Source organism: Pseudomonas sp. TMW22090, assembly GCF_022496665.1.
GTDB classification, from domain to species: domain Bacteria; phylum Pseudomonadota; class Gammaproteobacteria; order Pseudomonadales; family Pseudomonadaceae; genus Aquipseudomonas; species Aquipseudomonas gregormendelii.
The window spans coordinates 216,068-231,975 of the sequence record NZ_SCFH01000010.1 but is presented as its reverse complement, the minus strand read 5'-3'; the positions used below and the strand labels follow the sequence as shown (position 1 = coordinate 231,975).

The following is a 15,908-nucleotide window of genomic DNA, read 5'->3' as shown; positions in this document are numbered from 1 at the left end:
ATTTGGGCTGTATGTATGCGGTGCCATTCACCAAGGAGAACGGATGGGGTCAGGCAAGAATTAGTCGTCGGCGTCGATCGCCAACAGGGCTGGCGTGCGTCAGCGTGTCGCAGTTCGCAAAACGCACCGTCAAGGAGCATTAATTCTCTTTCCCAATTGACAATCATTATCATTCAACCTAATTTGTCGCTCGATGTGTAGGGCAGCCGGCTCTCTGGCCGCTCCACTAACCTATTTGCAGCAGGGTGTTTTCCATGACGGAACAAGTATCCACAAGCAGGTGCGATTCACCGCTACTTCAGGCATTCGTCGACAATCGACTGATACTGGTCAAGATTGCAGCACGCATTACCGGGTGCCGGTCGCGCGCTGAAGACGTGGTACAGGATGCGTTCTTCCGCCTGCAGTCGGCGCCGCAGATCACCTCCTCCTTCAAGGCACAACTCAGCTACCTGTTCCAGATCGTGCGTAACCTGGCGATCGATCACTATCGCAAGCAGGCATTGGAACAGAAGTATTCCGGCCCGGAAGAGGAAGGCCTGAATGTGGTGATCCAGGGCGCGTCGCCGGAAACCTCGCACATCAATTTCTCGACCCTGGAAAACATCGCTGACGCCCTGACGCAACTGCCCAGCCGCACCCGATATGCGTTCGAGATGTACCGCCTGCATGGCGTACCGCAAAAAGACATCGCCAAGGAACTGGGCGTGTCGCCCACCCTGGTGAACTTCATGATCCGCGATGCACTGGTGCATTGCCGCAAGGTGTCGGGAAGTCGCGCGGATACGTTTGCACGGCGTTGAGATCTCGCAATTGCGGTGCGCTCAATCACGAGCAGGCTCACTCCCACACGGGATCTCCCACCCTGGACCCATGCCACGCGCATATCCCCTGTGGGAGCCGGCGTGCTCGCGAAGGATGAATCAAGATCAATGAAGACCTTGATCCCTGGAACTCAAGCCAGCACACACCGTTCGAAAAACCGCTCCCGCCCCAACACCATCAACGCCGCCCGCTTGTGCGGAAAGTCGAACTCCTTCTCGCAGTGAAATCGCTGCCCCTGCATGTACCCGATCATCTTCGCGTTGTCCGCGCGCGGCTCGGCGACTACTCGCTGGGTGCGCGGGTCATCGAGAAACAGGTAGTGCGTCAGCGCCGATAACCAACTCGCCACTTTGTGCGGGCCGCGGTGCTGCTCTTCACCGACGAGCATATGGATTCCACGGTCGTAATCGCCCGCCTCGTAGAACGGCGCGAGGCGATCCTCCTTGGCCCAGTAGGCCTCGAAGTAGGCAAACGGCTGGTCATCGAAACAGCCGATCAGCGTCAGCGTGTGCGGGTCGGCCAGCAACTTGGCCAGATACTCCCGGTGCTGATCGAGGCTGCCCTCCTCCTGCCAGAAACTCGCAACCCGTGCGCTGTTCTGCCAGCGATTGAAGCGCGCCAGGTCATGTTCGATTTCGACCGTGCGCAGGGATATCCATGCCCCCAACCGCGCATCGAACCGTCGGTACACCTCGCCCCGAGGTTTGAGCGGCCGCAAGGGGTGGCGTTTGCCGTCGCTGATCACTGGATGCTGTGGGTAGCTGTTTACACTGGCCTGGCTCAACCAGGGCCGGGGCAACTGCCAGAACAGCGCGCGCTCGCAACGGTATTGGCCACTGATTTCACCGGTGACCAGCAAGCCGCTGAGCAGTGCCTCGGTGGGCAGTTCATCGAGGTGCCAGGTCAAGTGCTGACAGGCCGAATCGCGGGCGAACAACCAATAACAGGCCAGGTACAAGACTTCGCTGTCCGGGTGTTCGAAACGTTGCTCGATGGCCACGTGCAGCGCAGGCTCGCGGTTCACTCGCAAGCTGAGCAACGGCTGCCCGTCGCAGCCGAGGCTCAAGCGGTCGGTGGTTTCATCCGCCACAAGGCACCGGCCATCGGGCAGAGCCAGGGCAGTCAGAGCGTTCAGATCAGGCATGGGTCAGGCTCACGTTAGTCGTCCACTGTTAAACGAGGTGACGTGAGCCGATCAGGGAAATTTAACCGAAGACAGAAAATACCCGACGTGCGATCCCCATCAGTCCCCAGGAACAGGGACCACGGCGATTTGGTACGGCGCAAAAATTTTCATCATCTGGCCGCTCTCCCGCAACTCTTTCAGCAACTTGCCAAAGGCTTCACCGCTGATGGGTGCTGCAGGACGAAGGATCGCGTAATGGTGATAGACCTGGTCCACCCGTTGTGACACCAGCAGCTGATCGGCGACTTTTGCGTTGCGCAGCAGGTAATCGCTCAGGTACGAACGCGTGACCAACGCGATGTCCGCCCGGCCGCGCAGCACCATGAGCAAATTGCTGTCATGGGAATAGGTCAGCGAGGCGTTGTAGCGTTGCGCAAGTTTTTTGGGGTCGGCGTCAAAGTTGGCGAACTCGTAGTGATACCCACTGAACAGTGCCAGACGTTTGCCGGCAAGTTCGGCAAAATAGTCTTGCTGGCGGTCCGGCCGCTGTTGCGCGACGAAAATCTCGGCATCTTCCAGGCCCATGTCGACCGTAACATGTGGAATGTCCTTCCAGCCCCAATCAGGATTCTCGAAGATCGCCATGTCCACCCGGCCTTGCTTGAAATCACCAAAGCGGCGGGGAATCGAAGTCGGCACCAGGACAAACTGGTAGTCATGCTGGGCAACATTCAATGCTTCGACCAGCTGTTGCAGCAAGCCAGTGTCGGCCCCCATTTCCGGACGCACAGTGTAGGGAGGGAAATGCGCCGCTCCGACTCGAACCAGCTGTGCCGCCTGAGAAGGCAGTACCCATAATGCGGGAAGCGCCGCCAGTAAAAACCGGAAGGCCGTCCGTGTTGGCGAGGACATCAAAACAACCTACTCCCGAAAATTACACTCTATGGGTTCAAGCCAGGCGGTTTCGCCCGATTAGCCAGTGGCTACTGGCAAATCACCACTATCGTGGCTCTTTCAATACCATGATCAGGGCTTCGTCCGCCAGTTGATCCAGGCTCAGGCTGCCGCCGGCACGAAACCAGGTGGTGGTCCAGGACAGCGCCCCCGTCAGGAAACGACGCGTGATAAACACATCGCCGCCAATCAACCCGGCGTCCCTGGCCTCTCCCAGCACCTGCAACCATAGCTCTTCGTAGATATCGCGCAGGGCCAGCACCTGCGCCTGGCCCTCCTCGGATAACGACCGCCATTCGTAGACCAGCACGGCCATGGCCTCGCCGCTGCCCCCCATGATCGATTGCAGTTCGCAACGAATCAGCGCCAGCACCCGCTCACGCACGCTTGCGGCGTCACCGAGGGCGGCACGCATGAGCGCCGTGTTGTAGCGGATGGTTTCCTCCATCACTGCGCGCAGGATGTCGTCCTTGCTTTTAAAGTGATGAAAAATACTGCCCGACTGTATACCCACGGCGCCGGCCAGGTCGCGCACGGTGGTGCGCTCGTAGCCTTTGTTGCGAAACAGGTGGGCGGCCACTTGCAGCAGTTTGCCGCGGGCGCTGTCCGGGTCGGTCAACTGGCCGCTGTCGACCAGTTCGCGCATGACGCCCAGGGCTTTTTGCTCGTCCACCCATTCTCTCCTACAGTCGATCAATCCAGATGCGCCGCTCGCCGCTGAAACTGCGGGCTTGCGCGGGCAATTTAAGCTGGCGCCGGCAACCAAGCAAGCGCTCGGGAAGAAGATATTTCAAGGCATTTACAAACCAAGCGCTTGCTTGGTAGTCTCGAATCGTAAATCAGCAGTCACGCAGCGGTAGTCTCCCAACACTGTCGACGGAGGTGAGCATGAAGCCAACTGTGCCGGAAACCATTCGCATCGGGTGCGCCAGCGCGTTCTGGGGCGACACTTCGACGGCCGCGGCGCAGCTGGTGGAAGGGGGACGCCTGGACTATCTGGTGTTCGACTACCTGGCAGAAATCACCCTGTCGATCATGGCCGGAGCGCGGATGAAAGATCCCCAGGCCGGTTATGCCAGCGATTTCGTCGAAGTCCTCAGTCCGCTGCTCACGCAACTCGCCGAGCAAGGCATTCGGGTGATCAGCAACGCCGGCGGGATCAATCCACAAGCCTGCGCTGCGGCCCTGCAAGCTGCTTGCGACAAGGCCGGGGCGGGGTTGAAAATTGCCGTGTTGCTGGGCGACGACCTGCAACCGCAGCTCAAGCAGCTCAGGACCCTCGGCATCCAGGAGATGTTCAGTGGCGCGCCGTTGCCGGCGATGTGCGTCTCCACCAACGCTTACCTCGGCGCACCTGGCATCGTCGAAGCCTTGCGCCTGGGGGCGGATATCATCATCACCGGGCGGGTGGTAGACAGTGCCGTGGTCAGCGCCGCCCTGGTGCATGAGTTCGGCTGGTCGTGGCAGGACTACGACAAACTCGCCCAGGCCGCCCTCGCCGGCCACATCATCGAATGCGGAGCCCAATGCACCGGGGGCAACTTCACCGACTGGCGTGAGGTGCCAGACTACGAACACATCGGTTTCCCCATCGTCGAAGTCAGCCGCGACAGCCAGTTTATCGTCAGCAAACCCGAAGGCTCCGGCGGCCTGGTGACGCCGCTGACCGTGGGCGAACAGATGCTCTATGAAATCGGTGACCCGCACGCCTACCTGCTGCCTGATGTGGTGTGTGATTTCACCCAGGTCAGGCTCGTGCAACAGGGTAAAAACCGGGTTCAGGTGCACGGCGCCAAGGGCCTGCCGCCCACTGACCAGTACAAGGTCAGCGCCACCTTCCTCGACGGTTTTCGCTGCACTGCCAGTTGTCTGATCGCCGGGATCGATGCGGTCGACAAGGCCCGGCGCGTCAGCGCCGCGATTATCAATAAAACCTCGGACATCTTCAGCCAGCGCGGCTGGTTGCCCTACAGCGAGGTCAATGTCGAACTGCTCGGCAGCGAAGCCACCTACGGTTCTCACGGTCAGCGCCAGGACACCCGCGAGGTGGTGATCAAGCTGGCCGTGCGGCATCCGGACAAACAGGCGTTGATCCTTTTCTCCCGGGAAATAGCCCAGGCCGCGACCGGCATGGCGCCAGGGTTGACCGGGATAGTCGGCGGGCGACCGACGGTGTACCCGCTGATCCGCCTGTTCTCATTCCTGGTCGATAAATCCGCGTGCACCCTGGGTATTCACTTCGACGGTCAACGTCATCCCTGTGCCCTGCCCGCCATCGCGATGCTCGACACCCAGGACTTGCCGGTGCCGCTCGATCCGCCCAAACCGGTCGGCCTGGCCGACGCCAGCGTCGAGCTGGTCAAGCTGGCGGTTGCGCGCTCCGGGGACAAGGGCAACCACAGCAATATCGGGGTCATGGCCCGGGAAGCAGAATACCTGCCGTGGATCGCCGAAGCCTTGACCCCGGAGGTGCTGGTCGACTGGATGAGCCATGTTCTCGACCCGGTATACGGGCGAGTCGAGCGCTGGTACCTGCCGGCCACCCACAGCCTGAACTTCCTGCTGGAGAACGCCCTCGGCGGCGGTGGCGTGGCCAGTCTGCGCATCGACCCGCAAGGCAAGGCGTTCGCCCAGCAACTGCTGGAAATCCAGATACCGGTGCCGCAGAGCATCGCCGACCAGGTCAACTAGAGGACTGTCACCGTGGCCTACGATTCGATTTTCAAAGCCGGCTTGTTTACCGGGCAAAACATCATCGTGACCGGTGGCGGCAGCGGTATCGGCCGTTGCACCGCCCATGAACTGGCGGCATTGGGTGCCCATGTAATGCTGGTGGGGCGCAACGCGGCCAAGCTGGAGAACGTCGCTGGCGAGATAACCGCAGATGGCGGCCAGGCCGACTGGGTCGTGTGCGATATCCGGGAGGAAGAAACGGTGCGGCATATTGTCAGCGAATTGATCCGCGAGCATGGCCCCATCCATGGCCTGGTCAACAATGCCGGTGGGCAGTTCCCCTCGGCGCTGGCCTCAATCAACCAGAAGGGTTTCGAGACCGTGATGCGCACCAACCTGGTGGGCGGTTTCCTGATGGCCAGGGAAGTGTTCAATCAATCCATGAGCAAGCACGGCGGCTCGATCGTCAACATGCTCGCCGACATGTGGGGCGGCATGCCGGGCATGGGCCATTCCGGCGCCTCGCGCTCGGGTATGGACAACCTGACAAAAACGGCGGCATTCGAGTGGGGGTACGCCGGTGTGCGGGTCAACGCGGTGGCGCCCGGCTGGATCGCCTCAAGTGGCATGGACACTTACGAGGGTGCGTTCAAGGCAGTGATTCCTACCCTGCGCGAGCATGTACCGCTCAAGCGCATCGGCACCGAATCGGAAGTCAGCGCGGCGATTGTTTTCCTGCTCAGCCCGGCGGCGACATTCATTAGCGGCAGCACCGTGCGCATCGATGGCGCGGCGAGTCTTGGCGGGCGGGCGTGGCCCATGCACAAGGCGCACAACAGCGAATCGTACAACGGCTTTCACCGAGCGTACCTGCCCGAAGTACTTCAGGACAAGGACTAAGCCATGCCGGTCATACAGTCCCAGGTCGACCCCTTCAGCCAACATTTCGCGCAGAACCATGCCGCAATGCTGACGGGTATCGAGCAGATGCGTCAGCTCGAACAGAATCTTCTGAACAAGGCTGCCGAGGCAAAATCCAGGTTCGACCAGCGCGGGCAATTGCTGCCCCGGGAACGTCTCAACCTGCTGCTGGATCCCGGCGCGCCTTTTCTCGAACTGGCGAGTCTGGCCGGTTACAAGCTGCACGATGACAAGGATGGCCATTCGGCAGGTGGCGGCCTGATCGCCGGCATCGGTTACGTGTCCGGTGTGCGCGTGCTGGTGGTGGCGAACAACAGCGCGATCAAAGGCGGGACCATTTCCCCAAGTGGTCTGAAAAAATCCCTGCGCCTGCAGCAGATCGCCATGGAGAACAAACTGCCGGTCATTACCCTGGCCGAAAGCGGTGGTGCCAACCTCAATTATGCGGCGGAAATTTTTGTCGAAGGCGCACGCAGCTTTGCCAATCAGGCCCGGATGTCGGCTATGGGCTTGCCGCAGATTACCGTGGTGCACGGCTCGGCCACAGCGGGCGGTGCTTATCAGCCCGGCCTCTCGGATTACGTGGTGGTGGTGCGCGGCAAGGCCAAGCTGTTTCTGGCCGGGCCGCCACTGCTCAAGGCTGCCACGGGCGAGATCGCCACCGATGAGGAGCTTGGCGGTGCCGAGATGCACGCACAAGTGGCAGGTACGGCGGAGTACCTGGCGGAAAACGATGCAGACGGCGTGCGCCAGGTGCGTGAGATTCTGCGCCTGCTGCCATGGAACACGCGCCTGGCCATGCCCCCTCGGCCATCGTTCGAAGAACCTCTATACCCCATCGACGAATTGCTCGGGCTGATTCCCGACGACGCGAAAAAACCCTACGACGCGCGGGAAATCATTGCGCGGATCGCCGACGGGTCGAATTTCCTCGAGTTCAAAGGCGAGTACGATCAGCAGACGATCTGCGGGCATTTGCAGATCCAGGGTCGTGCCTGCGGCTTCATCGGCAACAACGGCCCGATCACGCCCAGGGGGGCGAGCAAGGCGGCGCAATTCATTCAGCTGTGTGACCAGAGCCAGACGCCGCTGCTGTTCTTTCACAACACCACCGGGTTCATGGTCGGCACCGAGTCGGAACAGCAAGGCGTGATCAAACACGGTGCGAAGATGATCCAGGCAGTCGCCAACGCCCGCGTGCCCAAATTGACCATCGTCGTCGGCGGATCCTACGGCGCCGGCAACTATGCCATGTGCGGTCGCGGCCTCGATCCGCGCTTCATCTTCGCCTGGCCCAACAGCCGCACGGCGGTCATGGGTGGCGCCCAGGCGGGCAAGGTACTGCGCATTGTCACCGAGGCCAAACAACTCAAGGATGGCCTGGTGCCCGATCCGAAAATGCTCGACATGCTGGAGCAGGTCACCGCGCAGAAACTCGACGGCCAGTCCACTGCCCTGTATGGCAGCGCCAACTTGTGGGACGACGGCCTGATCGACCCGCGCGACACCCGGACCTTGCTCGGCTACCTGCTGGACATCTGCCACGAGGCCGAAGTGCGGCCATTGCACGCCAACAGTTTTGGTGTAGCCCGCTTCTAAAGGGCGATCAGGAGAACAATAAAAATGATCTTCACCCAGGAACACGAAGCACTGCGCCGCACGGTCCGCCAATTCGTCGACAACGAGATCAATCCCCACGTCGACGAATGGGAAAAAGCCGGGCGTTTTCCCATTCACCAGCTCTTTCGCAAGGCCGGCGAACTGGGCTTGCTGGGGATTTCCAAGCCGGAGAAGTTTGGCGGCATGGGGCTGGACTACAGCTACTCGATCGTCGCGGCCGAGGAGTTCGGCACCATTCACTGCGGCGGTATTCCGATGTCCATCGGCGTACAGACCGACATGTGCACGCCGGCGTTGGCGCGTTTTGGTAGCGACGAACTGCGGGAAGAATTTCTGCGCCCGGCGATCACTGGCGAGCAGGTCGGTTGCATCGGAGTGTCGGAGGTCGGAGCCGGTTCTGACGTCGCCGGGCTCAAAACCAGCGCACGCAAGGATGGCGACGATTACGTGATCAACGGCAGCAAAATGTGGATCACCAACTCACCGAGCGCCGATTTCATCTGTTTGCTGGCCAACACTTCGGACGACAAGCCGCACATCAACAAGTCGCTGATCATGGTGCCCATGAATACTGCGGGCATCAGCCTCAGCTCGCACCTGGACAAGCTCGGCATGCGCAGTTCGGAAACCGCCCAGGTTTTTTTTGACAATGTGCGTATACCGCAGCGCAACCGCATTGGCCACGAAGGGGCGGGCTTCATGATGCAGATGCTGCAGTTCCAGGAAGAACGCCTGTTCGGTGCGGCCAACATGCTCAAGGGCCTGGAGCACTGCGTCGACAGCACGATCGAGTACTGCAAGGAGCGCAAGACTTTTGGCAATGCCCTGATCGACAACCAGGTGATTCACTTTCGCCTGGCCGAACTGCAAACCGAAATCGAGTGCCTGCGGGCGCTGGTCTATCAGGCCACCGAGCAATACATCAAGGGCCAGGACGTCACCCGCCTGGCGTCGATGGCCAAGCTCAAGGCCGGGCGCCTGGGGCGTGAAGTCAGCGACAGCTGCCTGCAATACTGGGGCGGCATGGGCTTCATGTGGGACAACCCCGTGGCACGGGCCTATCGGGATGTGCGCCTGGTGTCGATCGGCGGGGGCGCCGACGAAATCATGTTGGGGATCATCTGCAAACTCATGGGTATCCTGCCAGGGAAGAAGAAATGAACCGCTTGCCGGTATGCCAGACGTTGCTCCTCGAATTGCATAACGGCGTGCTGCACGTCACGCTCAATCGCCCGGAAAGTCGCAACGCCATGAGCTTGCAAATGGTTGCCGAACTGCGGGGCTTGTTGGCGAACGTGCGCGAGGACCAGGCCATTCGGGCATTGGTGATCGGCGGCGCCGGGGGGCATTTTTGCGCCGGCGGCGACATCAAGGATATGGCCAACGCCCGAACTCAAGGCCCGGAGGGGTTTCGCGAGCTGAATCGGGCGTTTGGTGCGCTGCTGCAGGAAGTGCAGCACGCGCCGCAAGTGGTGATCACGGTGCTGCAGGGCGCAGTACTGGGCGGTGGCCTGGGGCTGGCGTGCGTGAGCGATGTCGCGCTGGCGGACCACCAGGCGCAGTTCGGTTTGCCGGAAACCAGCCTCGGAGTACTGCCAGCGCAGATCGCCCCGTTCGTGGTCCAGCGCATTGGCTTGACGCAAGCACGGCGCCTGGCACTGACGGCCGCGCGATTTGATGGCACCCAGGCGCGACAGATCGGCCTGGTGCACTTCGTCGAGCATGACGCCCAGGCCCTGGCCGAGCGGCTCGATGAAGTGCTGGCCCATGTGCTGCGTTGCGCGCCGGGAGCGAATGCACTGACCAAGCGTCTGTTGCTGGCCAGTGCCGGACAGCCGACCGATGCCTTGCTGGATGAAGCGGCGCAATGGTTCAGCGACGCAGTGACCGGGCCTGAGGGAGTCGAGGGGACTATGGCTTTCGTGCAAAAACGTAAACCAGGGTGGGCTCTGTGAAAGCATCGCAGGCAAACCAGCCCCCACAGGGTTCGTCAACGCCACAGATCCCCTATGGGAGCGGGCTTGCTCGCGTAGAGGCCCGTAAATCCACCGTGTAACCAGAGCGAAGACTCCATGCCCTCCTTCAACAAGATCCTGGTCGCCAACCGCGGTGAAATCGCCTGTCGCATCCAGCGCACCGCCCAAGCCCTCGGCTATCGTACCGTCGCCGTCTTCAGTGACGCCGACGCCGACGCACTGCACGTGCGCATGGCCGATGAGGCCGTGAACATCGGCCCGGCCCCGGCGCAACAGTCTTACCTGAGCATTGCGGCGATCATCGACGCCGCGCGCCGCACCGGTGCTGACGCCATTCACCCAGGCTATGGTTTCCTCTCGGAAAACCCCAAATTTGCCCTCGCCTGCCGGGAGGCCGAACTGACCTTTATTGGCCCGAGCCCCGAAGCCATCGAACTGATGGGCAGCAAGCGGCTGTCGAAAATCGCCATGCTTGCCGCAGGAGTGCCCTGTATCGATGGCTATCAGGGCGCTGAACAGGACGACGCGAGCCTTGGTCGTGAAGCCGCGCGACTGGGTTATCCACTGATGATCAAGGCCAGTGCCGGAGGCGGCGGTCGCGGCATGCGCCTGGTACAGAATGCCAGTGACCTGCTGGCGCAGATTCACACCGCACGGTCCGAAGCGTTGAACGGTTTTGGCAGCGATGAACTGATCCTGGAACAGGCGCTGATCGATCCTCGGCATGTCGAGGTGCAACTGTTTGGCGACCAGCACGGCAATCTGATTTATCTCGGGGAGCGCGATTGTTCGATTCAACGCCGCCATCAGAAAGTCATCGAGGAAGCGCCCTGCCCGGTGATGACCGAAGCCTTGCGCCAGGCCATGGGAGAAGCGGCGCTCAAGGCCGGCCGCGCGGTGAATTACGTCGGCGCCGGGACGGTGGAGTTCCTGCTGGACCGGCAAGGGCGGTTTTACTTCCTGGAAATGAACACCCGTCTGCAAGTCGAGCACCCGGTGACCGAAATGATCACCGGCCTCGATTTGGTGGCGTGGCAGTTGCTGGTCGCGCAAGGACTGCCGCTGCCGTTGCGCCAGGACCAAGTGCAGCTCACCGGTCATGCCATGGAAGTGCGCTTGTACGCCGAAGACCCAACCCAGGGCTTTTTACCGCAAACCGGACGTGTCGGGGTATGGGAGCCCGTCTTGCAAAGCACTGTGCGGATCGACCACGGCTTGATTGCGGGCCAGAATATCAGCCCGTTCTACGACCCGATGCTCGGCAAAATCATCGCCCACGGCGCCACCCGCGAGGAAGCCCGGCGCAAGCTGGTGCGCGCCGTGCAGGACAGCGTGCTGCTGGGCGTGCAGACCAATCAGGCGCTACTGGCGCGCCTGTTGGAACATCCACAGTTCGTCAGCGGTGAATTCAACACCGGGTTCATCGCTACCCATTTCGCCGATCACGACTGTCTGCGCCCGCGGGTGCCGAGCGCTGCGCAACTGGCGATCGCGGCCGCACTGTTCCATCACCATTCGGCCCGGGTGCATGCCGGGCCGCTGGCCGGCTGGCGCAGCAATGCCAGCGTACCCCTGCTCTATCGCCTGGGCCTGGCGGAACAGGACTGGGCCGTGGAGTTGAATGGGCTTGCAGGACAACCCTACCGGGTACACATCGCCGGCCAGGCCCTGACCCTGAACGTGATCGAATGCGACGGCTGTTGGGCCATCCTGGACATCGACGGCATTCGCCAGCGCCATGCCTACCGTCTCGAAGCCGACCGCCTGTGGCTGTTCACCCGTCCCGGCAGCCTGTGCCTGGAAGACCGCACGCAAGCACCGGTCAGCGCGCAGGCCAGTATCAGCTCCGGCACCCTCAAGGCACCGATGGATGGCGCCATCGTCGATGTACTGGTCAGCGAGGGCAGCCCCGTGCACAAAGGCCAGCTGCTGGTGGTGCTGGAGGCCATGAAAATGGAGCACCCGCTGAAGTCCGGCATCGACGGCGTGCTCAAGCGCCTGCAGGTCAGTGTCGGCGACCAGGTGAAAAATCGGCAGATTTTGCTCGAGGTCGAATAAGCCGCTAGGCGGAACCGCAGGGTTTGGCTACGCTCAAAGCCTATCAGGACGCGGATACCAGGAAACCTGCGATGCCCCATTGGCTGGTCATTGATCTTGAAGCCACCACCGATGAGGGTGGTTGGCCAGTAACGGAAATGGAAATCATCGAAATCGGTGCCACCCTGGTGGATCGCCAAGGTCGCGAGCTCGATCATTTCCAGCGTTTCGTCCGGCCGCTACGCCGTCCCTTGCTGACGCCGTTCTGCCGCGAACTGACGCACATCACCCAGGCCAACATCGACGCCGCGCAGCCCCTGGACGAAGTCTGGGCTGCCTTCGAGCGTTGGCTCGGCAAGCATGAATCACGCCTGGAGGGCTGGGCCAGCTGGGGCGACTACGATCGCCAGCAGCTGGTACAGGAGTGGCAACGGCTGCAACTCGACAGCCTGCTCGGTCGGGTGCCCCACATGAACCTCAAGCAGCGCTTCGCCAAGGTGCGCAGGCTGGAGCGCCCGCTGGGCCTCAACGGCGCCCTGCAACTGGCGGGCATGCAGTTCACCGGACAACAACATCGGGCCCTCGAGGACGCACGCAATACAGCGCGCCTGTTGCCGCTGATTCTCCCCGCCTAGAGTGGTGACGGCGCCCAGGGGCTTGTGCATACTGGCCGGCCCTTTTAAGCCCTTTTTGAGGAATCGCCCATGTTTAAAGTCAACGAGTACTTTGACGGCACCGTCAAGTCCATCGCCTTCGGCACCGCAGAAGGTCCGGCGACTATCGGCGTCATGGCACCGGGCGAGTATGAATTCGGCACCAGCCAGCGTGAAATCATGCATGTCGTGAGCGGCGCACTGACCGTCAAGCTGCCAGACAGCACCGACTGGGAAACCTTCGCAGCAGGCAGCCAGTTCAATGTGCCAGCTAACAGCAAGTTCCAGCTGAAAGTGGCTGTCGATACCGCTTACCTGTGCGAATACCGCGGCTAAAACCGCGGGTTTTCATAGCGAAAAAATTGCCCGGGCCGACCCGGGCATTTTTATTTCCAGCGCCGTTATTCGAGCACCGACACTGGCATGCCGACTTCCAGCCGGCCATTGCCGTCGTTCACCAGGTTCTGGCCGAACATCGCGCCGTCAGCCTGGGCCCGGTATTTCTGCAAGGTGGCCAAGGGTTCACGGTCTTCGCTGCGTTGACCGGTCTGTGGATCGATCGTAGTCAGGATGCAGCGCGAACAGGGCTTGACCACCCGGAACTCGACATCACCGATGCGAATGCGCTTCCAGCCGTCTTCGGCAAATGCGTCACTGCCTTCGATGACCAGGTTGGGTCGAAAGCGCTGCATTTCCAGCGGGCGCCCGACCCGTTGCGACAGGTCTTGCAGGGACGCCTGGCCGATCAGCAACAGCGGAAAGCCGTCGGCGAAAGCCACTTGATCATCGTCCTTGCCATAGCCGGACTGGGTCGTACGGGCACGATCGAGAGGGATTTGTACCAGTCGAGTAGGTTTGCCTATGAACTCGCTGACCCAGGCACCCGCCTCGTCTCCGGCATCGGGTACGCGCAGGCTGTCGCGAAAGATGGTCACTCCGCGCAGTTCGGCATCGCCGCCAGGCAGGGGTATATCAATGGTCGAATGCCCCGGAGCGCTAAGCGTCAGGCCGCCCTGGGCATTCCACAAGGCGGACAACTGGCTCATCGTTGCCACCGCACGCTGGGTGAGGAAGCGGCCGGTGGCTTCGTCCACCAGCATCCAGCGTCGATCACCGTCCACGCCCAGTTTGTCCAGGCTGACCTGTTGCAGGGCCTCGCCTTTGCCGGATTTCAGGGGGTAACGGTAGAGTGCGCTCAGATGCAGCATGGCCAGGTTCCTGAGGGGAAAACGTCACCCTATACGAGCTTGGGGCCTGAATCAAAGAACGCGTGTCTGGCGTCGATCAAACCGGTACGTCATCCAGCAACAATCGCTGGCGCACCACATCAACCAGTTTGTCCGGCTGGAATTTGGACAGGAAATTGTCACAACCCACCTTCTTCACCATCGACTCGTTGAAACTGCCGGACAACGACGTATGCAGCACCACGTAAAGCCCGCGCAAGCGCGGATCGTTGCGAATTTCGGTGGTCAGGCGGTAGCCGTCCATTTCCGGCATCTCGGCGTCGGTGAATACCATCAGCAGCTTGTCGGTCATGTTCTCCCCTGTGTCGGCCCAGGCCTTGAGCATCCTCAAGGCCTTGAGACCATCGCTGGCGATATGCATCTTTACGCCCAACTGGCCCAGGGTGTCGCGCAATTGCGCCAAGGCCACATTTGAGTCATCCACCAGCAACACTTCACGGCCCCTTGCGCGCTCAAGCACCGGATCCTCGAGTTTCTCGCGAGACACTTTGGCGTTGTACGGGACGATTTCCGCCAGGACTTTCTCGACATCGATGATTTCCACCAACTGGTCATCAACCTTGCTGATCGCAGTCAGGTAGTGCTGGCGGCCGGCGCTGGTCGGTGGAGGCAGGATGGCTTCCCAGTTCATGTTCACGATCCGATCTACGCCACTGACCAGGAATGCCTGCACCGAGCGGTTGTATTCGGTGACGATGATCGTGCTGGTCGGCCCCGGGACCAATGGCCGCATGCCGATGGCCTGGGACAAGTCGATCACTGGCAGGGTCTGACCCCGCAAATTGACCACGCCGCAGACGAATGGATGGCGCTGGGGCATCAGGGTCAGCTTTGGCAACTGCAACACTTCCTGGACCTTGAACACGTTGATCGCAAACAGTTGCCGGCCCGCCAGGCGGAACATGAGGATTTCGAGGCGATTCTCACCCACCAGTTGCGTGCGTTTATCTACCGTGTCGAGAATGCCGGCCATTATGACTCCTGGGCTTGTACGGGTGAATTCATTAAGAAGGTTTATCGGCTGCGCACGGCAGACCTTGACCCCCTGGTGAAGATGCCATGCCGAGGCATTGATGTCACATTAGCATCATGCTTTACTGGCAGCGATCTCCAGCCCTGCACCCACCGCGCGAGACAGTCTTTTGCTCGCCAGGTTCCCTCGCCTAAGGGTTCCCCCTACACGCGATCAGGCCCGACCTGATATTCGTCCTTTCCGATAGCCATTAATGTGATGCCATTCTCATTGTATGAACGGAGTCGGCTTTTGTGTGCGATCGAAGGCAAGTGGTCCTGTGCCCGACCGAATACGCGGGCGCCGTCCGCAACAACAGGAGCGCAGCCGCTCACATCGCCACACACGACAATTGCTCATTTGACATGATGGTGTGGAGTCAGCATGCGAATCGACCATAAAGGGTGGGCTCAGCGGTTCACCGAGTTTCAAGTCGAGGCGGAACTGCTTTTGGCCAAAACGGAGGAATGCCTGAGTCACTTGCAACTGATCAGCGACGACAACGATGCGATCGACTGCATACTCAGCACCCTGCTCAAGCTCGCAAGCAAGGCTGAATCACTGGCCCTTGCCGCGGTGTCAGGCTTTTCGCTGCACATTCACAGCGTGCTTAACCATGCCCACCATCACCTGCCACTGCACGACGAAGCGCTTGGCGCGCTGAAAGACTGCCTGACGTTAATGGCCTGGCAACTTGAGCTGATTGATCAGAAAACCGGTGAGCTCTGCCTGGACGACAGCGAGCAGACCGAACTGATTGAAGCCTTTGCGTTTCAGGTCGGCCACCGGCCGTTCCAGCCACCCGTGACCGCCAAACCTTTTACTGTCGTGGGCTTCGCGGCGGTTCATGCCTGATCCGTGGCG

The 15,908-nt window shown here is 61.0% G+C and carries 15 protein-coding genes; 10 read left to right on the top strand and 5 right to left on the bottom strand.

The features are described from left to right. Window positions 1–254: 254 nt before the first annotated feature. Complete coding sequence (locus EQV97_RS25135; RefSeq protein WP_122841331.1) at window positions 255–803, top strand: RNA polymerase factor sigma-70; 549 nt, start codon at window positions 255–257, stop codon at window positions 801–803. Between the two features lie 152 nt (window positions 804–955). On the opposite strand, the gene EQV97_RS25130 is transcribed toward EQV97_RS25135, so the two are convergent. From EQV97_RS25130 to EQV97_RS25120, 3 genes are all read right to left on the bottom strand, one after another. Then, window positions 956–1,969: a GNAT family N-acetyltransferase gene (locus EQV97_RS25130; protein ID WP_122841332.1), complete on the bottom strand. Its 1,014-nt coding sequence runs from the start codon at window positions 1,967–1,969 to the stop codon at window positions 956–958. Between the two features lie 99 nt (window positions 1,970–2,068). After that, a complete protein-coding gene (locus tag EQV97_RS25125) occupies window positions 2,069–2,863 on the bottom strand; it encodes an ABC transporter substrate-binding protein (RefSeq protein WP_240890262.1) in 795 nt (264 codons plus the stop codon). Window positions 2,864–2,951: 88 nt separating this feature from the next. Continuing rightward, window positions 2,952–3,578 (bottom strand): TetR/AcrR family transcriptional regulator, encoded by a 627-nt coding sequence (locus EQV97_RS25120; RefSeq protein ID WP_122841334.1) that lies wholly within the window; start codon window positions 3,576–3,578, stop codon window positions 2,952–2,954. A gap of 227 nt (window positions 3,579–3,805) precedes the next feature. On the opposite strand from EQV97_RS25120, the gene EQV97_RS25115 reads away from it, so the two are divergent. The 8 genes from EQV97_RS25115 (at window position 3,806) to EQV97_RS25080 (ending at window position 13,121) form a co-directional block, all read left to right on the top strand. Next, entirely contained in the window at window positions 3,806–5,596 is a 1,791-nt protein-coding gene (locus tag EQV97_RS25115) for an acyclic terpene utilization AtuA family protein (protein ID WP_163019542.1), read from the top strand. A gap of 12 nt (window positions 5,597–5,608) precedes the next feature. Beyond that, the gene (locus tag EQV97_RS25110; RefSeq protein WP_240890261.1) at window positions 5,609–6,478 is read left to right on the top strand and encodes an SDR family oxidoreductase; all 870 of its coding nucleotides are present in this window, start codon (window positions 5,609–5,611) and stop codon (window positions 6,476–6,478) included. 3 nt (window positions 6,479–6,481) lie between these two features. Then, window positions 6,482–8,098, top strand: coding sequence for an acyl-CoA carboxylase subunit beta (gene atuC, locus EQV97_RS25105; RefSeq protein WP_240890260.1), 1,617 nt, complete (start codon window positions 6,482–6,484; stop codon window positions 8,096–8,098). A gap of 24 nt (window positions 8,099–8,122) precedes the next feature. Beyond that, entirely contained in the window at window positions 8,123–9,280 is a 1,158-nt protein-coding gene (gene atuD / locus EQV97_RS25100; RefSeq protein WP_122841338.1) for a citronellyl-CoA dehydrogenase, read from the top strand. After that, window positions 9,277–10,074 carry an enoyl-CoA hydratase-related protein gene (locus tag EQV97_RS25095; RefSeq protein ID WP_122841339.1) on the top strand — a complete coding sequence of 266 codons (798 nt, stop codon included), beginning with the start codon at window positions 9,277–9,279 and terminating at the stop codon, window positions 10,072–10,074. Before atuD ends, EQV97_RS25095 begins: the two co-directional genes overlap by 4 nt. Window positions 10,075–10,191: 117 nt before the next feature. Beyond that, window positions 10,192–12,153 carry an acetyl/propionyl/methylcrotonyl-CoA carboxylase subunit alpha gene (locus EQV97_RS25090; protein WP_240890259.1) on the top strand — a complete coding sequence of 654 codons (1,962 nt, stop codon included), beginning with the start codon at window positions 10,192–10,194 and terminating at the stop codon, window positions 12,151–12,153. A 71-nt stretch (window positions 12,154–12,224) separates the two neighbouring features. Beyond that, complete coding sequence (locus EQV97_RS25085; RefSeq protein WP_122841341.1) at window positions 12,225–12,767, top strand: exonuclease domain-containing protein; 543 nt, start codon at window positions 12,225–12,227, stop codon at window positions 12,765–12,767. Between the two features lie 69 nt (window positions 12,768–12,836). After that, entirely contained in the window at window positions 12,837–13,121 is a 285-nt protein-coding gene (locus tag EQV97_RS25080) for a pyrimidine/purine nucleoside phosphorylase (protein WP_045058110.1), read from the top strand. A gap of 65 nt (window positions 13,122–13,186) precedes the next feature. Here the strand turns inward: EQV97_RS25080 and EQV97_RS25075 are convergent, their stop codons facing one another. Further along, on the bottom strand, window positions 13,187–13,993 hold the full coding sequence (locus EQV97_RS25075; RefSeq protein WP_240890258.1) for an MOSC domain-containing protein: 807 nt from the start codon (window positions 13,991–13,993) through the stop codon (window positions 13,187–13,189). Window positions 13,994–14,069: 76 nt separating this feature from the next. Next, window positions 14,070–15,005: a chemotaxis protein CheV gene (locus EQV97_RS25070; RefSeq protein ID WP_240890257.1), complete on the bottom strand. Its 936-nt coding sequence runs from the start codon at window positions 15,003–15,005 to the stop codon at window positions 14,070–14,072. Between the two features lie 423 nt (window positions 15,006–15,428). Between EQV97_RS25070 and EQV97_RS25065 the strand changes: the two genes are divergently transcribed. Next, the gene (locus EQV97_RS25065) at window positions 15,429–15,899 is read left to right on the top strand and encodes a hypothetical protein (protein WP_201148442.1); all 471 of its coding nucleotides are present in this window, start codon (window positions 15,429–15,431) and stop codon (window positions 15,897–15,899) included. The last annotated feature ends 9 nt before the right edge of the window (window positions 15,900–15,908 follow it).